The organism is Paenibacillus sp. JT22N7, assembly GCF_059383875.1.
Window position 1 is genome coordinate 324,187 of the sequence record NZ_JBXENY010000007.1, and the last position, 21,406, is coordinate 345,592.

The 21,406-nt window shown below is 44.2% G+C and carries 16 protein-coding genes; 6 read left to right on the plus strand and 10 right to left on the minus strand.

Features of this window, described 5'->3' with window-relative positions:
• Nucleotides 1–3: 3 nt before the first annotated feature.
• Nucleotides 4–1,023 (minus strand): glycoside hydrolase family 88/105 protein, encoded by a 1,020-nt coding sequence (locus AC50Y5_RS20375; RefSeq protein WP_494863349.1) that lies wholly within the window; start codon nucleotides 1,021–1,023, stop codon nucleotides 4–6.
• A gap of 231 nt (nucleotides 1,024–1,254) precedes the next feature.
• On the opposite strand from AC50Y5_RS20375, the gene AC50Y5_RS20380 reads away from it, so the two are divergent.
• Both AC50Y5_RS20380 and AC50Y5_RS20385 read left to right on the plus strand, forming a co-directional pair.
• Nucleotides 1,255–2,196 carry a helix-turn-helix domain-containing protein gene (locus tag AC50Y5_RS20380; protein WP_494863351.1) on the plus strand — a complete coding sequence of 314 codons (942 nt, stop codon included), beginning with the start codon at nucleotides 1,255–1,257 and terminating at the stop codon, nucleotides 2,194–2,196.
• 125 nt (nucleotides 2,197–2,321) lie between these two features.
• A complete protein-coding gene (locus AC50Y5_RS20385; RefSeq protein ID WP_056041055.1) occupies nucleotides 2,322–2,681 on the plus strand; it encodes a winged helix-turn-helix transcriptional regulator in 360 nt (119 codons plus the stop codon).
• A gap of 114 nt (nucleotides 2,682–2,795) precedes the next feature.
• Here AC50Y5_RS20385 and AC50Y5_RS20390 read toward each other — a convergent pair whose 3' ends face one another.
• From AC50Y5_RS20390 to AC50Y5_RS20420, 7 genes are all read right to left on the minus strand, one after another.
• Nucleotides 2,796–3,971: an MFS transporter gene (locus AC50Y5_RS20390; protein WP_494863353.1), complete on the minus strand. Its 1,176-nt coding sequence runs from the start codon at nucleotides 3,969–3,971 to the stop codon at nucleotides 2,796–2,798.
• Nucleotides 3,972–4,302: 331 nt separating this feature from the next.
• Nucleotides 4,303–6,951, minus strand: coding sequence for a glycosylhydrolase-like jelly roll fold domain-containing protein (locus tag AC50Y5_RS20395; protein WP_494863355.1), 2,649 nt, complete (start codon nucleotides 6,949–6,951; stop codon nucleotides 4,303–4,305).
• A gap of 60 nt (nucleotides 6,952–7,011) precedes the next feature.
• Entirely contained in the window at nucleotides 7,012–8,580 is a 1,569-nt protein-coding gene (locus tag AC50Y5_RS20400) for a type 2 periplasmic-binding domain-containing protein (RefSeq protein WP_494863357.1), read from the minus strand.
• A 65-nt stretch (nucleotides 8,581–8,645) separates the two neighbouring features.
• Complete coding sequence (locus AC50Y5_RS20405; protein WP_056041051.1) at nucleotides 8,646–9,515, minus strand: carbohydrate ABC transporter permease; 870 nt, start codon at nucleotides 9,513–9,515, stop codon at nucleotides 8,646–8,648.
• 2 nt (nucleotides 9,516–9,517) lie between these two features.
• The gene (locus AC50Y5_RS20410) at nucleotides 9,518–10,423 is read right to left on the minus strand and encodes an ABC transporter permease (RefSeq protein ID WP_494863359.1); all 906 of its coding nucleotides are present in this window, start codon (nucleotides 10,421–10,423) and stop codon (nucleotides 9,518–9,520) included.
• A gap of 151 nt (nucleotides 10,424–10,574) precedes the next feature.
• Nucleotides 10,575–12,158 carry a helix-turn-helix domain-containing protein gene (locus tag AC50Y5_RS20415; RefSeq protein WP_494863361.1) on the minus strand — a complete coding sequence of 528 codons (1,584 nt, stop codon included), beginning with the start codon at nucleotides 12,156–12,158 and terminating at the stop codon, nucleotides 10,575–10,577.
• Nucleotides 12,159–12,199: 41 nt separating this feature from the next.
• Nucleotides 12,200–13,969, minus strand: a complete 1,770-nt coding sequence (locus AC50Y5_RS20420) for a cache domain-containing sensor histidine kinase (protein WP_494863363.1) — start codon at nucleotides 13,967–13,969, stop codon at nucleotides 12,200–12,202.
• 429 nt (nucleotides 13,970–14,398) lie between these two features.
• Here AC50Y5_RS20420 and AC50Y5_RS20425 point away from each other — a divergent pair, with 429 nt between their 5' ends.
• A complete protein-coding gene (locus AC50Y5_RS20425; protein ID WP_056041045.1) occupies nucleotides 14,399–14,974 on the plus strand; it encodes a chloramphenicol phosphotransferase CPT family protein in 576 nt (191 codons plus the stop codon).
• A gap of 54 nt (nucleotides 14,975–15,028) precedes the next feature.
• On the opposite strand, the gene AC50Y5_RS20430 is transcribed toward AC50Y5_RS20425, so the two are convergent.
• The gene (locus AC50Y5_RS20430; protein WP_056041464.1) at nucleotides 15,029–16,150 is read right to left on the minus strand and encodes an NADH-dependent flavin oxidoreductase; all 1,122 of its coding nucleotides are present in this window, start codon (nucleotides 16,148–16,150) and stop codon (nucleotides 15,029–15,031) included.
• Nucleotides 16,151–16,379: 229 nt separating this feature from the next.
• Here AC50Y5_RS20430 and AC50Y5_RS20435 point away from each other — a divergent pair, with 229 nt between their 5' ends.
• The gene (locus AC50Y5_RS20435) at nucleotides 16,380–16,811 is read left to right on the plus strand and encodes a MerR family transcriptional regulator (RefSeq protein WP_056041044.1); all 432 of its coding nucleotides are present in this window, start codon (nucleotides 16,380–16,382) and stop codon (nucleotides 16,809–16,811) included.
• A gap of 256 nt (nucleotides 16,812–17,067) precedes the next feature.
• On the opposite strand, the gene AC50Y5_RS20440 is transcribed toward AC50Y5_RS20435, so the two are convergent.
• Nucleotides 17,068–17,427 (minus strand): hypothetical protein, encoded by a 360-nt coding sequence (locus AC50Y5_RS20440; RefSeq protein ID WP_056041042.1) that lies wholly within the window; start codon nucleotides 17,425–17,427, stop codon nucleotides 17,068–17,070.
• A gap of 661 nt (nucleotides 17,428–18,088) precedes the next feature.
• Between AC50Y5_RS20440 and AC50Y5_RS20445 the strand changes: the two genes are divergently transcribed.
• Nucleotides 18,089–18,325, plus strand: coding sequence for an RNA chaperone Hfq (locus AC50Y5_RS20445; RefSeq protein WP_494863366.1), 237 nt, complete (start codon nucleotides 18,089–18,091; stop codon nucleotides 18,323–18,325).
• An 806-nt stretch (nucleotides 18,326–19,131) separates the two neighbouring features.
• Nucleotides 19,132–21,402, plus strand: a complete 2,271-nt coding sequence (metE, locus tag AC50Y5_RS20450; protein ID WP_494863368.1) for a 5-methyltetrahydropteroyltriglutamate--homocysteine S-methyltransferase — start codon at nucleotides 19,132–19,134, stop codon at nucleotides 21,400–21,402.
• Nucleotides 21,403–21,406 lie beyond the last annotated feature (4 nt).

Genomic DNA, 21,406 nt, shown 5'->3' on the forward strand with positions numbered 1-21,406 from the left:
CTCCTATTTAAGCATATCGGATAGAAAAGCGAGTGCTAAGCCTTGTCCCCAGCCCTGAATCCAGTCTTTTGGAATATTGCGGTACCCTTCCCGGTCCTTCATGACTGCCGTTCCGCCAGATACAGAAAGTACCCGTCCATCCTCACTAATGTTTTCCATGATGCCTTTGAGGGCCTTCTGCACATATTTGGTGTGCAGCGGGTTGCCGTTATTGATCATCGCCGCCGCAATTCCGCTGGACGCAGATACCTCCTCATAGGATTCCACGTCATCGAGCAAGGTCCGCCACAAGCCGTTCTCCGTCTGCACTAGCTTCAGTGCGGCCAACTGATCCCGGAGCGAGCACTCCACGTCCATACACTGCGGATACAAATACCATTCCTTTAGCAGCGGCTTAACCTGCGACATCGTATAAGCACCCCAGGCATTTGCTCTCGCCCAGTAGAACCCAGACATATGATCCTGCTTCACATTATTGTAGCCATGGTACCAGAGGCCGGTGCTAGGGTTTTGCAGGTATTTAATATGCCAGTAATATTGATTCAGGGCATCCTGAATCATCGCCTGATCTTGCAGCTTGCTGCCTACCCGCAGCAGGAAAAATGCCGCCATAAACAGCGTGTCCGCCCAAGCCTGCTCCGGAAAATCGTTGGACACGGACACCGTATGCTGCAGCACATGATCTCCGAACCGCAGCGCACTATTTTGGAGATAATCCACCTTGCTCATCACAATATCCCAATATTTCTGGTTGCCGGTTTCTTCATACAACGTAATCAGCACATGGCCCATCGCACAGGTGTTGACCGTCCAGCTCGGCAAGCCCAGCTCAATATATTCATCCGCCCAACTGATAAGCGCATCCAAATACTCTTTATTTCCTGTTGCCTGGTAAGCTCTGGATACACCATAATAAGCTACTCCGCAAGGCCAGTCCCATGTTAAATCCATAGCTAGTGTTTTTCTCGTAACTTTGTCTATAACGCTTAAAATCTCTTCCCTGTCATAAGTAATTTGAAGCATATTAAATACCCCTCTCCTTCGCACATGTCTCCCAAAGGCGCCTGAGAGCCATCCGAGTTATTGTAAACGCTTTATAATCTCTATTGTAAGCATTAAAATAGTCTACATCTAAGCATATTCGTAGAAAAAATGTGCAATTTCGATCATTTATTTTTGTGCGCTCATTGAATTCGGCAGTGCTTTCACCTATAATCAACTCAAATTAACGTAATGGGAACGAGAGTGTGGAATATGCCTAGAAAAAAGAAGCCCGTCATCGAATACCGCCACTACAGCTTGCCGATCAACTTCCCTGTTCTGCTGTTAAGCGGGGAACGCTGGCGAATTTCGGATATCAAAAGCGAGCATCTTCATTTCCATAACCACTTGGAGATCGGTATTTGCCATTCGGATAGCGGCAGCATGGAGATCAAAGGAGAAACGGTACCTTTCAAGGCAGGCGATGTGACCTTCCTTCCCAGATATCTTCCCCACACCACGTATAGCTCGCCTAATGAAGCTAGTCTATGGTCCTATCTCTTTTTTTCACCGGAGGATCTGTTTCAGCAAACCTTTAAGAGTGCTTACAGCAGCTTCGAGCCGAACCTGTGGAGGGTCCAGGGAAAGCACTGTATTTTAAATAAGGAGCAGTATCCCAAAATCTATTCCCTTGCCACGTCGGTTGTAGAGGAATTGAAGCAGCAAAATCCGTACTATCAGGAAAGTGCCTACGGCTTATTGTTATCCCTTTACATAGAGCTCATTAGAATTCATTCCACGAATGAAATGCTGGCCGAACAAGAAACGGAGCAAGGTCTGAAGTGGGATTTTGTCATCTCTCCAGCACTGGAATATATCACGACAAACTATATGACCCCTATTACCATCGATTTTCTGGCCGATCTATGCCACTTAAGCACCACCCATTTCCGCAGAAAATTCCATGAAATCATGGGCAGCGCTCCTCTTGATTTCCTGAACAGCACCCGGATCGAAGAGGCCTGCAAGCTGTTGAAGAGCTCAGATTTTTCGATCCTTTCGATCTCCGAGCAGGTCGGCTTTCATTCCATTTCCAGCTTCAATCGCTGCTTCTCCAAGCTTATGGGAGCATCTCCAAAAGAATGGCGCAAAGGGGCGAAATCCGAAGCACAATCAGCAAAGGCGTCGATATTGGAATTTACGGGGTGGGTTTGAGGGGCTGGTAGCAGGGCCGGGCAGCATGTGGTAAGCAGCATGATCCTTTCAATAAGATTGCATAATGATGTATTATTAAGTATGCATATTTATATCATATACTTACCAAAAGGAGAGTGTAGCTTGTGAGCGAAACCTATATTCCAACTGGCGTGAAACTAAAAGAAACTGGCTTTGGATACACGTTGTCCTTAATAGGCGGTAAATATAAAATGATCATTATGTATTGGCTGTCTGAAAATAAGGTAATGCGGTTTAATGAGCTGAAACGATCTATCGGTACCATTTCCTTTAAAACGCAAAGCATCATGTTAAAAGAGCTGGAGGCAGATGGGCTTATCATACGCAAGGAATATCCCCAAATACCTCCAAAAGTTGAATATTCATTATCTGAAAGTGGTCTTTCTCTCATTCCATTGTTAAATATGATGTGCGAGTGGGGAGAGAAAAACAGTTCGCCAGCTCTGGAGGCTGTACAGCGGTAGGCATAGTTGTTTTGTATATATGACAAAGAAGTATCTCCTGAACAGGGAAATACTTCTTTTTTATAGCAGTCTTGCAGTTGGTTAAGCACCAATCTTTTAGATATTAGTTTTTTTCTATATCTTTCTAAGTTCTGGTGAAGTTTTAGAGCGGGTTACTCGTAAATATACCATAACGGTTGTTGCAGCGATGGCAATAACCGCAGCTCCAATCCAACTAATCAAAGCTAAGGAAGCTTGTTCCACGACAACGCCTCCAATTCCTGCACCAGCACCCATAGCAAGCTGTAAAACGGAAGTATTCATACTCACCATAATGCCTGAAGCAGCCGGAGCAAGCGTCATTAAGTGATATTGCTGAGTTGGACTTGTTGACCAAGCGGAGAGAGCCCAAAATATGAGTACAAGGAAAGCGATAGCAGGCCATTGGCCTGATAATGACAGTAGAACTAAGGCTACTGCATGCAGTACCATACTGACAAATAAAGTACGAGGGAATCCCCATTTATCTGTACTATAGCCGCCAAACTTTGAGCCGAATAAGCTGGCAATCCCGAAAGCGAATAAAGCAATGATGACTGTTTTACTGTTCATCCCTGTAACCGACAGCAGGAAGGGAGAAATGTAGGTGTAGACAATAGAATAACCAGAAATCCATAAGAAAGTGATCATTAGGGCTGCCATTATTTTCGGTTGCTTAATTAAAGCAAGCTGTTTGCGCAAGGGAACCGATTCATCGCCATTTGAGCGTGGGATGACTAAGAGTATAACGATCATCGCAAGAATACTAAGTGCACCGATTCCCCCGAAGATTAATCTCCAATCATAAACGGAAGCAATAACTCTGCCTAGCGGAACACCGATAATCAACGAGGTGCTAAAGCCCATAAGGAGCGTTGCAATTGCACTTCCTTGTTTATCAGGTGGAGTCATCTTGGTAGCGACAGTAAAGGAGGTTACAACGAATACTCCCATGCTTAGTGCAAGAATAACGCGTGAGACTATAAGAAATCCAAAGCCAGGTAAAACCACGGCGATAATATTTCCAATCACAAATACCCCAAGTGAATAAACTAAAAGCTTGCGCTGCTCCATTCGTGCTGTAAATGCGATAAGGAAAGGTGTTCCAAAAGCATAGGCGAGTGAAAAAACAGTAATGAGCTGACCAGCAGCAGCGACGGAGACATTAACGTCTCTTGCAACTGTGTCGAGAATCCCTGCTATGATATACTCGGATGTTCCAACCAAAAAGCTAACAGCAGCTAATAAATAAATTTTCCAGACATTTGACATAAAATTATCCCTCTTTCTTAATTTCAATATTTCCAGGCGTATAGAAATTATTTATTTCATGCTCTGAGTATAAAGATTGCACTATAAATATGTAAGTACGCACTTTTAGTACAGGTACTGTGTTAAAGGTTAGTGTCACCCTGAGCATATACACTAAATTAAGTTAACACCGTACCGGCATAACGATTGCTGAATCCATACTTTATGAATCTCAAAACCAATGAAAAGGGACCCCGGTTCAAAATTGATTTATTCGCGACAAAAAAGCAGAAGCCGCCTGTTATGCCAGGCGACTCCTGCTGCAAAAATATGGATTCCTTCATTAAATAAGTTAATCTTCTGACACATCCACCCGTACAGGCCCAATGAGCCCGCTCGGTTCCTGCTGCGAGAAAGCCGACAAGTAGTCGCGCTGGTCCTTCACGAGCGTATTCGTAACTTCAATGACAAGCTTATTTTTTCCTTTTTTCAGCAGACCGCCGATTTCTAGCTGGTAGGGTGGACATATACGCACGCCAGCTTGCTCTTCGTTTACCCATACTTCTGCCGTTTCATAGACTTCCCCAAGATTTAATAAGGCTTGATTCCAATGCTGCGTACATTCAAACTCCGTTTCATAACGAAAGGTGCCGGAAAATCGCGGTAAATAATCTGGCTTGCTCATGTTTGTTAAAGCCGTCATTCTCCCCCATTCATTGAACGAAGGATAGTGCTCAGCATCAGCGGTGGAAATCGTCCATTCACCTGCTATATCCATTCCTGTTACGGTCCGCTGCTCTGGAAGCACGGTGAAGTCTCCAAGATCAGCCCCATGGAGAAGAACAATCGATTCATAGGGATGAAGCTCCAGCTGCACCGCTCCAGTCTCCCTGTTTGCCTTGCATTTGGTCAACCGATTCAGAAAAGCATCATAGGCATATATTTCGCCTTGGACAGGCAACACAACTTCCGTAAAAATGCGTTGATGCGGGTGCTCGTTAAAAAACATGAATACAGCCAAATTTTCATGAACATAATGATAATTCCGTAGATATGGCTCGTAACTAGCAGCTTTCATATCGTAATACCCATCAGCCATTAATTGTTGGGCTAGTTGGTCTAATGCGACAAGCTTTACGTTCCGATGATGAGCAAGACCGGTTAGCTCGGCAGATACGTCACTGCCTTCGCTCGAGCGTGCAGGCCAGTCATCAATAAAGCGGATGGCAACACCTTGATCGGCGAACTGGACCAAACACCGGAGTATTGCCGCTGGCAGCGCCTCTGCATAAGGAACGATGAGGCAACGATAATCTTCCTGATTAATCAGCAGCCTGCTATCCTTTACACTCGCCGCCTCCACAAGAATATCAACGGGAACAACATCACAGTCGATCTGATTTTGCATCAATTGCTTGACTGGCTTATGAAAATACATCGCCTCCCCCGACCATTCGGCCTCAGCATGATAAACGACTGCTGCGGTCGCCACATGCCGCCCGCCTGAAATCAGGTGACTCATCCGATTCATATAATGATTCAGATGCTTATAATAGCGGTATTGCGGATTTTTCCCACCTGCATACAGATGCGGCGGGCAATCTGGATCCGGAAACGTTTTTTGACTGAATGCATGTGGAACAAAATAATTGACGCCACGAACGAGCATATGGTCAGTGAGCCATTTCATCAGCTTTAGCCCTTCTGCCCATCCATAGGCTCCATACAATTCGCACATCGTCCGGCCCTTTTTGTTCGGATCGATATGCCCCAGCGACACACCTAGCTTTGCAAGGCCATAGTGGAAAAATTCACTGTCTGTCTCCCCTGCCGGCCAGCGAAAAGACATTTCATCGAAGCCTGGAACGATCTGCCACAGCACCACATCGATACCCGACATGTCCTGTCCCCAAAGCGAGCGGAAGAAGTGGCCTGCGCCGGAGCCAAGCCTTGCATGAACGTTGTTATCTTCCAGCACATGTCCAATGTATTCTACCCCGTGGGCTCTGCACCACTCTCCGATCTGGCTGCAGAAGCTTTCCCCGTAAAGCTTGCTGACGATATTCATATATGCATACCGAACCATGCTCGACTTTTCCCCCGCCTCATGCCAGAGGAGATGCAGCAGCTTACGGTAATCCTCCCCCAACGCCTGTTCAAGCAGGGCCGGCATTTCATCGCTCCAAGGCAGTGATACGCCTTGTTTTCCCAGCTTCGAATTGAAATCAAAGGTCGTCTTATCGTTGTAGAACCCGGGTTCATCTGAAAAAAATCCAGCAAATGTATTTCCAAAATCTGCGTGATACCTATTGTAAAAAGCCTCATAAACCGTATCAAGCAAAATACGAACCGAATTCCGAACGAGCGGGTTTAGATAATCCTCCTGCGCCTTGCTGCCGCCATCCTTGTTTTCTGAAACGATGAATACCCGCCAATAGCCTTCAGGAATATCCCAATATAGAATGCCGTCATGCACTAGCTCAGTTAAGTCTATGCATTCACTGGTTAACGTTTCATTGGTTGATGCTCGACGAACAGCGACTACTGAGGTGAGCTTGTTTTTGCCAGTCGCGTATTGGCTCTGCGAAATGGTGGGCCGAAGTCCGCTCAGCAGTAATGTATCCAGCAGCAGAGAGGTGCCTTTGGCAGGACCGATGGTATCGATATAACGTTCACCCAGGAACTTGCGATGAAGCTCCTCTGGAGCCTCCTTCACTTTGCCTGCCGCATGTCCGGTTGGAAAATGGTCGTCATCCAGCATCCACACCTTCATGTCGCGCTTTCGAGCTTCATCCATAATGATGTCCATGTCCGCCCACCACTTCGGCCCAAGGAAATCCGGATGAGGCCGTGCCTCTACACAAACAGCACCGATTCCAGCCTCATGAATACGTGCCATCTCTTCGCGAATCGCTTGCTCCTCCTCGCCATGCTGCCAGAGAAAGGGAAGGATATAATTATGTTCTCGACCTTCAAGCACTTCCTTCAAAAGATTGCTCATCCTAGCCTCCCTCCTGATTCAAATCCTTTATCTTTAGTGGATTAATTTTTTACTGGATTACTACTTTACTTTGGCATACCAGTCTCTGGCACGCTTCGTCACTTCTTCTCCACCCGACTTATTCCACTTGTCTACGAATTCATCGAATTTGCTGATTGGGTATTGTCCAAGTATAATTTTGGCTGCATATTCCACGAACAGCGTCCGATTGTTAATATCCGGATAGCCCTCGTATACACTGGCAGACATACCATCGCCGGCGATGACCTTGGCATATTTTTGAGCTTCCTGCATATTGCTAGTCACCTGATCGACGATCCACTTACTCTCTTCCGATGCGGTGCTTTCAAAAAGATCAATGGTAAAGTCAAGTGTCGACGAGCTTGAATATGGATTAAGAACTAGATTTTCCTGCGTACTCTTATCGTCCGGAAGCTTGACGGCTTTGCCATCCTTCATTGTATAGTGCATGCCTTCCACACCGAGGTATAGCGCTTTAAAATTATTTTTGTCATACATATTGTTCAGCAGCTTTAAGGTAGCCATTAGTTTCTCTTCATCTTTATTGTTCTTCACGACCCATTGCGGGGGAGCAAATCTTTTCCCGGTGTAAAAGCCCTCATAACCTTCAACTTTAGGTACAGGGAGCACGGAAAATTCTGCTTTCACACCCGTATTTTTTTGCAGGTTTTCCAAATTGAGATTGAGCTGCTCCACCCAGTGGAAGTAGTTCCCGGCCTTATTGGACGTAATTTTCCCATCCCACTTTGCCTTGTCGTTCAGAAGCGTCTCCTTATCCAATAAGCCGTCCTTATACAGCTTGGCGATGAACTCTAAAGCGGCTTTCATATTCGGTGTTACGGCTGAATAAGTAAGCTCGCCATCGTACAGATCCCACTCCGGGAACCCTTCAAACATGGCCACACCGTACATCGCGAACAAGTGGTCCATCCAGCGAGCATCTTGACGGCCGCCAGTTGGAATCTCATCCTTCTGACCGTTGCCGTTAGGGTCCTGATCCCGGAACGCCTCAAGTACTTTGACGTACTCGTCTTGCGTTGTTGGCATCGGCAGGTTCAGCTTGTCGAGCCAATCCTGACGAATCATCCCCGCATATCTTCCGTAGTCGACCGAGCCAGGGATGTAATAGATTTTCCCCTGACCGGTTGGATCATTAGCCTTGACAACATCCCACATTTCAGTAGGTATCGTTTCCCAAAGATTCGGGGCATATTTCGGCAATAGCTCTGTCAGGTCGGCAATTGCGCCATTTTTGGCCAAGCTGTCTTCCATGCCCTGTTGGGGAGTAAACAAATCTGGCATTTCGTTCGCCGCAATCTTCAAGTTCAGCTGATTCAGGTAATTCGTTCCACCGTTCCATTCCACATAAGGATGGATGACGCCTACGCCAAGCTTTTCCTTATAAAATTCATACAGCTGGCTGCCTTTGGTGATCGGCTTGTAACCGATGTTGGTGCCCCATACTTCAATATCGACTACCCCATCTGTACTGCTCGTTTGACTCTGGGCAGCATCATTCGAAGTGTTCGTGTTGCCGCCGCAGCCGTTTATAACCGTAACAGCCAAAATTCCCGCCGCTATCGTTAATCCCATTTTTTTAACGTTCATTTGTTTTCCCCCATATCTTTCCGTAATATGTTTAAGGCTGTTCGCCTAAAAACCTAAAAGGATGACTAGCCTTTTACCGAACCGATCATTGCCCCTTTAACAAAATACTTCTGTAAGAAAGGATACACCATAATGATCGGAAGGATAGCGAAGATAACCGTGGCCGCTCTTAAGGTTCGCTCGTTGTAGTTCAGATCAACCGTTGATGCAGCGCCCGCCATAATGACGTTATCGTCTGTAATAAACTGCCGAATCTTGATTTGCAGCGGAAACCAGTCGGTATTTTGCAGGAAAAGGAGCGGATGCTGGAACTGATTCCACAACACCACGCCGTAGAACAAAGCCAGTGTCGCAAGGACTGCTTTGGACAGTGGAAGCACCAATTGAAACAGCATCCGGAAATATCCACAGCCTTCAAGCAAGGCCGCTTCCTCCAGCTCCTTCGAAAATTGTTTAAAAAACGTTCTCATGATAATCAAATTAAAAGGATTCAGAATATGCGGTATGATGAGCACCAACGGATTATCATAAAGTCCTATGCCGCGAATCGTCAGGAAGTAAGGTACGATAGGGGCTTTGAAGATCATGGCGATTACGACGCTGATCATGATTACGGGCCCCCAGCGGAACTCCGACTTCGAAAGCGGGTAAGCAAGCAGCGCGGTCATCAGCAGCGCCAAAACCGTTCCAATCAACGTCGTGACCAGAGTTAGAAAAAACGATTTCCATAAGTCAGGACGATCGATAATATAACTCCACGAGTCGAAGGTAAACTGCTTCGGCCATAAGGTGACCAAATTCATATCCACAGCGTTTTTGGAGCTAAGCGAGGTAGATATGACAGACAACAGCGGGATGAGAGCTATGACGGACAGGAGGATGAGAACGATCGTAATGCCTGATACAAATATTTTTTCGCTTCTCGATTCGAACATGTCTACCAGAGCCCCCCATCCGATACTTTCTTCGACATTCGATTGAATATATACACCAGTATCAGTCCAATAATCGACTGGAATAATCCAACCGCCGTAGCGAAGCTGTACTGCGCTTGCTGAATGCCGGTCCGGAACACGTACGTATCCAGAATATCTCCTACGTTGTAGGTCATCGGGGTGATTAGATTATAGACTTGATCAAAGCCAAGATCCAAAAAGTTGCCGATTTCAAGCAGGAACAGTACCAGTACGGTAGGCAGCAGCAGCGGGAAGGTGATATGGCGAATTTGTCGGAATTTGGACGCCCCATCCATCATCGCGGATTCGTACAGTTGAGGGTCAATCGCACTGATCGCCGCTATATACACAACGGTTCCCCAGCCAGCATCCCTCCAGATGGATGAAAGCACGTAAATGGGCCGGAAGTATTCGCTTTCCTGCATCGCCAGCAGAGGTTCAAAGCCGAACCAGCCGATAACGATGTTAAACAATCCGCTTAATGAAAAAAAATCGAAAACGATACCGGCAACGATAACCCAAGATAAAAAATGCGGAATATACAAAGCGGTCTGTATTCCTTTCTTGAGCGCCGATTTTCGAATTTCATTGATCATCAGCGCCAGAAGAACCGGCACCGGGAAAACCAGTGTGAGCTTGAGAAAACCTAATATCAGCGTGTTTCCGAACACTCGGGCAAAGTCAGGATGCTCCAGCAAAGTCTCAAAGTGCTTGAAGCCTACCCAAGGACTATCAATCAGCCCTTGAAACACCGAATAGTCCTTGAAGGCGATTACAGCACCAGCCAGTGGAATATATTTAAATATAATGAGAAAAACGATTCCCGGAATCGCCATCACATACAACGGCCAATACACCTTCATTCGATAAAATGCAACTTCTTTCAACTGATCACCCCCAATATCTCGTTGTTGTATTCGCTTACATGAATAATATACAACTAGGGGTTGTGTCTCTCAATTGGGCATTTTTAAGGATAAACAAGGGCATTTTTAAGGAAAATAGAAAACCACTCCTTCAGGGAGTGGCTAAATAAGGCTAGCTGCTTGGCAGCCGCTTGCGATATTCGCTTGGTTTGCAGCCCGTTAGTTTTTCAAAAAGCCGTGCAAAATGCTGCGTATCCGAGTAACCTACCCTTTGGCAAATTTCGTACACCTTTAAATCGGTTCTTTCAAGAAGCTCCTTTGCTTTACCGATGCGAATTCGGCTCAAAAAGCTTACATAGGTTTCTCCCGTCTTTTGTTTGAAAAACTGGCTTAAATAATAAGGGCTGATAAAAAAACGCGCAGACAAATCCGCAAGTGTAATCGGTTCATTATAATGGGCAGATACATATTCCTTCACCTCTGCAATAATATCCTTCTTCTTAGGTATGTTATGCTCCAGCTTGAACTCGATTATTTTTCTAATGGCTTGAACCATCCATTCCTCCAAGCATTCTAAGGTCCGAAATCGGGATATACCGTCCAATGACAAAATATGACGGCCCAAAAAATCATTTTGCTGCAGCTGCTGAAAGGACATTTTCCGAATGCTCGCTAACAGTATGTTCACACAATGCATCTGTAAATCAGCGGGGGTCATGCTTGGTTCGGAATCCATCAAGCGAAAAATATCGTGTATGATGCTTACACATTCCTTTTCATCCATGTTCTCAAGGGCCGCTTCCAGCTTGGCGATGCTCTCTTCTGGAACAGATTGAATCCTTCCTGACAGATTTGTAATATCAGTGAATGATATTACCGTGTTCGCTCCCTTGACGACTTTATAGCTTAGCGCATAGCGGGCTTCTTCAAAAGACTGGCTGATGCCAGCGGCCCTTTCCTGAATCGTTCCAACACCGATGGTCATAAAAAGCCCCAGCTTTAGGTTTACTTCCTCTTGGAGACGCTGCACCGCACGAAGCAGCTCCGTATAGCGGATAGGCCCTCCGTGAGCAACTACCACGGCAACCTGCGCGCCTGTATAACGAAACCGATACACTCCGTCATACTGCTCAAGAGCCAGATCTATTTGACAGAGCACCTGCTGTAGACCGACTTCCTTTAGAGCATCGAATTTACGATCAAATTCAAGTACAAACCCCACGAACCCGTTTCCCTTTGTCGGGATTTGCGCCATTTCAAGCCACTCTTCCATAAGCTCCGTATTATCGCTGCCGACATCTAGGATATCCCGCAGAGCGTTCTCTTGAATAAGATGATGGACCTCCTGCTTCAAGTCAGCTACTTCCTGCCGCTTAGACCGATCTGCACGAATCGCTTTCATGGCTTGATGAACGCAGCTTTGAAGCTCCTCTTCCTCGACCGGTTTATTGATATAGGCTTGTACGCCTAATTGCATACCTCTCCGTGCATATTCAAATTCAGCATATCCGCTTAAGAGAATAAATGTAGTCTGGCTGCCCTTGTCTTTCAGCAGCTTAATCATGTCGAGGCCGCTAACTTGAGGCATCCGAATATCCGTAATTACAATGTCCGGCTGCAATTTCTGAATTAAGCTTCCTCCTTCCAAGCCATTATAGGCTACGCCGACCACTTCACATTCCGGGATATACCGGTTTATTAAGAGTTTGATGCCATCCACAATGCCTTTCTCGTCATCAACCAACACCAGCTTCATGCCAAAACCCCTCTCCTTCTATTTTGCTGCCGAACAATATCCTACCGTTTAGGAATTAATATTTCGACGATCGTTCCCCGATCAAGTCTCTGGCGAATCGTTAAATAATAATCAGCGCCATAATGGAGTTTAATACGCTCAGCTATATTTTTGAGGCCTATCCCGTTACCCTCCGATTCATCAGCTCCACCTAATTTATATTTGTCCGATTCAGCATACTCCAACAAGGCACGCAGCTCTTCTTGTTTCTCCAATGAAATACCGGCTGCATCATCCATTAACCGAATGAGCATTTCTCCTTCGTCCGTCCAGATGCCTTCAATCTCGATATTGATTATCCGGCTGTAGTCCTCAAATCCATGATTAATGCTATTTTCAACAATGGGCTGAAAAATGAGGGGAATGATGCTGCAATTCAGCATCTCTACGGGCATTCTGATATCCAGTCTGAACCTATTATCGAATCGGATATTTTGCAGCTCTATATAGTTAGTGGTATATTCCAATTCATGCTTCACGCAGTGGTGCTTGCCTTCTTTGCTTAAAGACAGCCGAAACATACGCGCCAAAATTTTAATCATATTCGAGGTTTCCTCGTCCCCTTTAACGAGCGCCTTCATACGGATAGATTCCAACGTATTATAAAGGATGTGGGGATTGATCTGATTCTGGAGAGCCATGAATTTGGCCTGTCGCTGCTTGATCTCCGCAATATACACATCATTAATTAAGGTTCGAATCGTTATAATCATTTTGTTGTAGCTGTGCACCAAGCTGCCAATCTCATCGTTAGCCTGCTCTTTCTCTATGGGCAAATATTGGCCTACCTCTGCCTGCTTCATGCTTCTGCGGAGGGCTTTAATAGGCTTCGTAATCTTATAGCTCAAACTAAACGATATAAGAGTGATGACGAGACAGCTCATCAAAATGACCGACACCGTCACTCCCTTGATTTGATTGATGTTGTGGAGCAGCTTCGAGCGGGGAATTTCGGTTCTAATAAGCAAATTACCCTGCGTGGTGCTGCCCGTTAAAATAATGCTGTCATCGCTGCCATTATCCTGCAGAAGCTCTGTACCGGATTCAAGTACTTGCTGCCAGGATAAGCGGCCGCTGGCCGCATCGGAATGATAGACGATTTCATTTTGGCTATTGCTTATGATGACGCTCATGCCGTATTTGTCCCGAGCCAAAACAAATTCATGATCAAGCCGCAGCAAAGTAAACGGGTCCAAATCTATGAGAAGAAGGCCTGCATAGGCTCCGTCCGAACTGAACAATACCCGTCCGACCGTTACTACAGCTCCTGCCCCCTTATCCTCGTAATAAGAACGATCATGCAGCCCGGTAATAAAAAAAGTATCCTTTGTGCTGCTGAGCTGTTTATACCATTCACGGGACAACAAAATATCCTCTACCACTCTGCTAGTTGTAGTCGTATATTGATACACGTTAGTATCCCGGCTGATTAGCATCACGGTACTAATTTCTGGTTTGAGCAAGGCCACGCGCATTAATAGCCGCTGAACCTCCATTTTTTGAACGATTAATTCATCCATTGGCAAGCTTCGCTTATCTCCAATTCTGTAGATCAATTCATTGTCAACCAATACCGACTTGGTGACCTTGTCATATTCCTCCAGAAATTCGTTTAATGTCGTCTTGAGCTGCGACGTATAAAGAGAAGCAAATTCTTGAGAGGAATCCTCCAGCGCCCCCGCCGATTGACGAAATATGATAACGCTTACAAATACTAAAGGAATAACACAGGCCAGCAAATAGCCCATTAATAATTTGTATTGAAACCTCATGTTTTTTACTTTTAACCTTGCCCTTCGCATCCATCTCATATGCTCCATCCCCTAGCCCTTCCATGTCAAACACCTCGTCTAACTATTGTACATGCCGCGGTGCATAGACGCTACCGAAGAGCACCTGAACAAAAACTGGAACAGCTTTATATCCAATTACACGAAAATATACGTTAAAAATCGCAATTAATCAAAGGGGCATTTTTAGTTTTATGCAGGGGTATTTTTGTGGATTGGGCTGTAAAATCGGAAGGAGAAAGGTCTCTTTGGAGAAATACCAACTTTCAAATGGCGTATACGTTCTTTTATCAGTGATCGGAAATGGAATATAATGAGGTCGTAGCCTAAGCGATGGCGCGGGAGTAATGTGCTTTGTGAATATAACATTATCTGAAAAATACGCAAATCTTATATGTGAGGGTGATTCGTTTGAAGCAAGGAATCATTGTATTGATGAACGGAACTTCAAGTTCAGGAAAGACTAGTATTTCTATTGAACTGATGAATCAGAAAGAGATTCTTTTTCATCATTTATCAATAGATGATTTTATCAAGGATTTTTTTCGAAATAAATTTTCAGATATTGAACCTGCAAGAGAAGTAGATGAGCAAGTTATCGCACAAATCATGTTTGATCCCTTACTCTCAATGTACTATTCGACAATTAAATTGTTTTCAGAAATGGGCTTGAATGTAATAGTAGATACTGTAATCGACAATGACAAGCGGTTTAATGAGTCTCTTGATCTATTTTTCGACCAGCCTACGTTATTTATAGGTGTAATATGCTCGAAAGAAGAACTCATAAGAAGAGAGCAAGCAAGAGGAGATAGAAATATAGGACTAGCAGCTTCACAGTTCAGCAAAGTATATTGCATTAATGAATATGACCTCGAAGTAAATACAGAAGAAATGAATCCAATAGAATGTGCCGAAAAGATATTAAGTTTTATTAAGTCCAATAAGGAATACTCGGTATTTAAGAAATTAAGTAAAAGAAGCTAACGGATAGATTAGCTCAAGATAAATAAGAAAAGCAGCCCCTATGGGGCCACTTTTCTACTCAACGATATTAAACCATCCTGGCGCTGCTTGAATAACATTCCCAAGTTTTTCTGGAATATGAAGCTGGTCGAGTTTTGAAACGCTTAGTACGGAATCGACCTCAGCTTCACGTCCATTTTCAACCTTTTCAATCCAATCGGGGTTCATAATTAACGCATGCCCAATAGCGAATAACGGTAATCCTAATTCCATTGTTTTAAGAGCATCATCTGGTGAGATTATGGAACCGGCCGCCAACACAGGCACCTTACCGTTTACTCTTTCAAGAATCAATTCAAGCTTTGTTTTCTCATCTTGACTATCTATAGGCTTGGAAAACACATGATCTAATGAAGCATGTATATAATCTAAATTTTGTTCAACAAGGAAATCAATTAATTTATACGTGTCCTCCATACGTAATCCGTCCACTTTTGAGGATTCTTCAGGGGACAAACGATAGCCTAACATAAACGGTTTTGTAGCATGCTTTTCAATGACCTTTTTAATTTCTTCGATAATTGCCAATGGAAAACGCAATCGATTTTCAATGGTTCCTCCCCATTGGTCTGTCCTTTGATTGGTTGCAGGAGACCAGAAGTTTTGAATTAAAAATCCATGAGCCCCATGAATTTCGACGCCATCAAAGCCAGCTTCAATTGCTCTTCTCGTTGTATCGCCAAAAGCACGTATAGTCGACAGGATTTCCTCATGTGATAGCTCTCTTGTTTCTGCACTTGGGCCAAAAGGAGTAGCCTCCGGCTGATAGACACTCGCACTGACTGCATCCAATCCCGGCAAGGCTTTATCCCCTGCATGAAAAATCTGCAGCAAAGCAGGGGAACCTCCACTTTTGGCTGCATCCGCTAATTTTCGTAAACTTGGAATAAATTCATCGTTGTATCCAGCAAATTCATTCGTAAAACCTTGCCCATTAGGTGAAACATGAGTACAGCCAGTAATGACAAGCCCTACTCCATTTACTCTCTGTTTGTAATATTTCACCTCTTCATCTGAAATGGTAAGGTCGTCATTACTTGACCAAGTTGTCATAGGTGCCATAACGACTCTATTCTTGATTGTAATTCCGTTTCTGAACGTGAAGGATTCAAATAGCTTACTGTATTTTTGATTCATTTTAATAACCTCTCCATTCAATATTTTTCGACAGCGGCTTTGTCTAGTTGCTTTCCTACCTTTCTGGTCCATCGCCTCCTGTCATAAGTTCTGACTCAGTGTATTCTATTGACGTTAGGGCAAGTCAAGAATAAATTTTCATATGATTAAAACAAGATTTTTGGATTTTCAGAATTCTTTATGATATCTTTCTAGTTACAGTAACTGTAGCTAAAGGTGGGACAGATAAATGATGTATTCAATGAAATATGTAGTGGAGAAATTAAATATAACGGCAAAGACACTTAGATTTTATGAAGAGCAAGGAATACTGCCCAATGTATCTCGCAATGAGAACGGCCGCAGAGTTTATTCCGAACAACATCTAGATTGGGTTTCTTTTATTCGTTGTCTCAGAGAGACAGGAATGTCTCTTGCTAAGATAAAAGAATATAAGGATCTTTATGGAGCAGGAAATGCTACTTTCTTGGAAAGACAAGAAATGTTGGTGAAGCATAAATTGGAATTGCAGAAGAAAATGGAAGAAGACTTGAGGTGCTTGGAGGAAATAAACTATAAGATAGCCATGTATGAACTTCAGAAAGAAGAGGTTAGGAAAAATCCTAATCATAACTTTAAATGCCATGGTTTAGAGAATAAGGACGTGAACTCATATACTTAAGCTAACAGAGAACGTTAGCTGCACAACACAGCGGCATTCTATCGTGTAAAGTAGTCAATATAAAAAACAGTCCCGATTAAATATTGCTGCTCATCGGGACTGTTCAGGTTAGTTATTAAGTTGTCCTCGGGTCCCGCCGCCAATAGGCACAAAAAAAATCGTCGATAAAATTCTCCCCGACGCTCAACGCGGAGCTGCGCGTAGATTTGCGTGGTAGGGGGTTGTCATATAGAACATACTCAACAGCCAATGAACATTATGGTTTTAGCTTCGCAATAACAACGTAATAAGCAGATCTGGCTACGTTCGATGGATTCCATGCAGTGAAGAACCATGTGCTTTCTCCCGAGGAATAGTTATTGAGCAAATAACCTTGTTGTGTGCCAGTTAAAAACCAAGAACCACTAATAATGTTGTAGCTGTTTCCATTAACCGTATAGTTTCTAGAACTAAATGCAGGAATTGTCACTGGTGCAAAGGTAAACCGCGCAAAACCATCGCCAAGCTGCGTAATTCGAACGGCTTTTTTAATACTTACAACGAGACTTTTACGGCTTAAGATCTTCTTCCCCGACTTTAATGCTACCTTTTTGTTTCTCAAAGGTACTTTTCTCATAATCTATCATCTCCTTATTCAACATACTATAGATTATGAGATGAGAGATGATATGGAGTGGACGAAAGCATGATGTCAACTTGCTGAATTTTGATCCAATGGTCCGCCCAGCTTCAACATCCTGGAGATGTTCTGTACAGCAAAGCTAAGGTTATTGCTTCCTTGGCTCAAAGAAGCAAGAGAGATTTGTCAGTTAAACACGCTGAGTTACCCCTTTCACTGGCTTATCCAATACTGCTCCACCTTCTTTTGTTAGTGAGTATAAAGATAAAAACATACTTCAGTCCTAGTTGTACAAAAATAAGAATAAAATCGTTATTTCCCTACAACTCATGCTCGAACTATCCCCGTCGAATCCAAATACGGATTCGAGGTAAAATAAAGACTCCATTCACATATCGTTGCGTATATAGCCCAATGAATCATGAAACTTAAATCAATTGAGCTTACGATTTTGAACTATAATTTTGCCGTTAGTTCTTTAAAGCATAACCCTGCATCAGCGGCAAAAAAATGTTTCAATCCTTAACAAAATTCTAAAAAAATAAAATACTTGATTTTCACCTTCTACTCATGCTGGTACTTGACAGGAGTGTGTTATATTAAAACAATCAACGTTCAAAAGTAATGAATTCTATATAAAGAGAGAGAGGAATTATTTATGAATAAAGCGTCTGTGCATACTGAATGCAGTCAAGATTGGCATCTTGATCACTTTGTGAAAAATGAGCTCGAATGCATGATCATCACAAAGAATGGCGTACATCTTAAAGGGGAAATTCAATTATTTGATAATTATGTTGTTTTAATTCGTGCATACAACGGGGTCCAGAGTGTGGTCTACAAACATGCAATATCTACAATCATGGCACAGCAACCAAATAAACAGGATGAATAAAGAATAACAGGAATTTGATCTTATTATTCAAATAACCAAGCTGCCGATTATAAATTATCATTTGATTGTAAACGCGAAAAACCCTGATAGATCAATGTTCTTGATCCTATCCGGGCATATTGTGAGTTATAACATCTTTTGAAACAAAAACAGCCCGTTTAAGGCTGTTTTTATATCATAAACTTGAGACAGTTTATATCGTTCGTTGAGATTAACCACTTAATTTTATATGAATTTCTGAGACAATACTTATTCTCTCTAAAAGACAGATTGAAAATCTTATTTCTAATTATTTTTTCTTTCTATTATTTATTTTGAAGATTGTCTTTCCAAGCTTATTCATGTATCTCTTTGTATTAGCATCATTAAATGAGATTTAATCATCATATCTTGTTTCATAGTCAAATAGTTTTAACCTGATGTTTTCAAATAGGATTACCTTTTCAATCTGTCGTCTTCTTTCCTTTTCGAGTTTTACTTGCACATCTCAATATTTCATAAAAACAGTATCCATTAAGGAATGCTGTTTTGGCCTCATATTCTTCCGCTCGTGCGCAAGTCGATCTTGTGCACGAGCGGGACTTTCAACTGCCGCGCGATCACATCGCCGCCTCCGCCGAACACCTTATGGCCGATATAGTTTGTTTATTGGACTTTTTTTACTTTTTAATCAATATATTGATTTAACAAACTTTTCGTTTTAGCCATAGTCAAAAACTATGCCAAGGCATAGTTTTTTTGTGTTTCCCGATAGCAGCTTCCGCGCTCTATACTAAAGCCAACATTTACTCAAGGAGCTGTTACAATTGAAAACATCCATTATCGGTTATCCACGTGTCGGCGCGCTCAGAGAGCTTAAATTCGCATCCGAAAAATACTTCAAAGGCGTACTTCCCGTCGAAGAACTGCAACAAACGGCGGCTCAGCTTAGATCGGCAAACTGGAAGCTTCAGCAGGAGAACGGCGTCGATTTCATTCCGTCCAACGATTTTTCCTTCTACGACGGACTGCTCGACACGGCTTGCTTGCTTGGGATCGTTCCGCAAAGATACCAAGAACTCGGCCTAAGCCCGCTGGAGACGTATTTCGCAATGGCGAGAGGCTATCAAGGCGAAAAAGGCGACGTTAAAGCGCTGGCGATGAAAAAATGGTTCAACACGAACTATCACTATATGGTTCCCGAAATCGATAACACGACAAGCATCCGTTTAGCCGGATCGAAGCTGTTCGACGAATTTACGGAAGCAAAACAGCTCGGCATCGCAACCAAGCCTGTGCTAATCGGAGCATTCACCCTGCTCAAGCTCGCGAGATTCACCGGCTCGAAGAAAGCGAAGGATTTCGTGCCTGCGATTATCGAAGCTTATACGGCTGTCCTTAACCAATTGAACACTCTTGGCGCAGCATGGCTTCAACTGGATGAACCTGCACTGGTATCGGATTTGACTGCGGAAGATATCGCGCTGTTCACAGAGCTTTATAACGGTATCCTGTCCGCTAAAGGTAGCGTAAAAGTTGTCGCGCAAACGTATTTTGGAGACATTCGCGACTGCTATCAGGATCTTCAAGCGCTGCCGTTTGACGGGATCGGGATCGACTTCGTCGAGGGCAAGCAGTCTTTGGACCTCGTGCGCAAGCATGGCTTCGCAAATGACAAGGTGCTGTTCGCCGGCGTAATCAACGGCAAAAACATCTGGAAAAACCAATATAAGCAGACAATTGCCCTCGTTCACGAGATCGGCAAGCATGCAAGCCAAGTCGTGCTCGGCACTTCATGCTCGCTGCTTCATGTCCCATACACGATTAAGCACGAAACGAAGCTGACGGCGGCGAATAAGCAATATTTCGCGTTCGCGGAAGAAAAGCTGCGCGAGCTTGCAGAACTCAAGTCGATACTGGAGCAAGCGAGCCATGAAGCATCCGCTTTTTATACGGAGAATGAGGAGCTGTTCCGTGCATCGCGCCTCACGAACGACAACTCGGTACAAAAGAGAGTGGCGGAATTGACGGACGCCGACTTCACGAGACTTCCTGCTTTCGCCGAGCGGGAAACGATTCAGAAAGCGAAATTCAATCTACCGCCGTTACCTACGACGACGATTGGTTCGTTCCCTCAGACGGCTGACGTCCGCGCGAACCGCGCAGCCTTCAAGAAAGGCAACATCACCGAGCAACAGTATAAGCAATTCAACTTTGACCGAATCGCAGAATGCATCGTGCAGCAGGAAGAAATCGGAATCGATGTCATTGTTCATGGCGAATACGAGCGAAACGACATGGTCGAATACTTTGGCGAATGCTTGGATGGCTTTATCTTCACTGAGAACGCTTGGGTGCAGTCTTACGGAACACGCTGCGTAAAACCCCCGGTTGTATGGGGCGACATTAGCCGCAGCAAGCCGATTACTGTAGAATACTCGGCGTTCGCTAAGAGCCGTACCAAGAAGCTGGTCAAAGGCATGCTGACGGGTCCGGTAACGATCCTGAATTGGTCGTTCCCTCGCGAAGATATCAGCCTGAAGGAAAGCGCTCTTCAGATCGGTCTTGCGATTCGTGACGAAGTACTCGATCTCGAAGCCAACGACATCGAAATTATCCAGATCGACGAAGCCGCATTAAGAGAGAAGCTTCCGTTACGTCATTCCGACTGGCAGAGCGAGTACTTGAGCTGGGCGATTCCTGCCTTCAGACTCGTGCATAGCGGCGTCAAAGCCGAAACGCAAATTCATACTCATATGTGCTACAGCCAGTTCAACGATATCATTCGCGATATCGATGCTATGGACGCCGACGTCATTACGTTCGAAGCGTCGCGCTCAGACTTGGCCATCATCGACGCAATCAAAGAGTGCGGCTTCCGTACGGAAGTCGGCCCAGGCGTATACGACATCCATTCGCCTCGGATCCCAAGCGTCGAAGAGCTTAAACAAGGACTCGATCGCATGCTTGACAAGATAGAGGTCTCCAAGTTATGGGTTAACCCGGACTGCGGACTTAAAACTCGCGGTGTCACTGAAACGTGGGCCAGCTTGAAGAACCTTGTCCAAGCAGCCAAAGAAGTAAGAGCAACATTGTAATAAC

What these genes read in the sequence shown, in the direction of transcription:
- AC50Y5_RS20420 (WP_494863363.1), bottom strand. Translation starts at nt 13,969, where the DNA reads ATGAGGTTTCAATACAAATTATTAATGGGCTATTTGCTGGCCTGTGTT.
- AC50Y5_RS20390 (WP_494863353.1), bottom strand. Translation starts at nt 3,971, where the DNA reads ATGTCAAATGTCTGGAAAATTTATTTATTAGCTGCTGTTAGCTTTTTG.
- AC50Y5_RS20405 (WP_056041051.1), bottom strand. Translation starts at nt 9,515, where the DNA reads ATGTTCGAATCGAGAAGCGAAAAAATATTTGTATCAGGCATTACGATC.
- AC50Y5_RS20435 (WP_056041044.1), top strand. Translation starts at nt 16,380, where the DNA reads ATGATGTATTCAATGAAATATGTAGTGGAGAAATTAAATATAACGGCA.
- AC50Y5_RS20430 (WP_056041464.1), bottom strand. Translation starts at nt 16,150, where the DNA reads ATGAATCAAAAATACAGTAAGCTATTTGAATCCTTCACGTTCAGAAAC.
- AC50Y5_RS20400 (WP_494863357.1), bottom strand. Translation starts at nt 8,580, where the DNA reads ATGAACGTTAAAAAAATGGGATTAACGATAGCGGCGGGAATTTTGGCT.
- AC50Y5_RS20395 (WP_494863355.1), bottom strand. Translation starts at nt 6,951, where the DNA reads ATGAGCAATCTTTTGAAGGAAGTGCTTGAAGGTCGAGAACATAATTAT.
- AC50Y5_RS20445 (WP_494863366.1), top strand. Translation starts at nt 18,089, where the DNA reads ATGAATAAAGCGTCTGTGCATACTGAATGCAGTCAAGATTGGCATCTT.
- AC50Y5_RS20415 (WP_494863361.1), bottom strand. Translation starts at nt 12,158, where the DNA reads ATGAAGCTGGTGTTGGTTGATGACGAGAAAGGCATTGTGGATGGCATC.
- AC50Y5_RS20375 (WP_494863349.1), bottom strand. Translation starts at nt 1,023, where the DNA reads ATGCTTCAAATTACTTATGACAGGGAAGAGATTTTAAGCGTTATAGAC.
- AC50Y5_RS20440 (WP_056041042.1), bottom strand. Translation starts at nt 17,427, where the DNA reads ATGAGAAAAGTACCTTTGAGAAACAAAAAGGTAGCATTAAAGTCGGGG.
- AC50Y5_RS20380 (WP_494863351.1), top strand. Translation starts at nt 1,255, where the DNA reads ATGCCTAGAAAAAAGAAGCCCGTCATCGAATACCGCCACTACAGCTTG.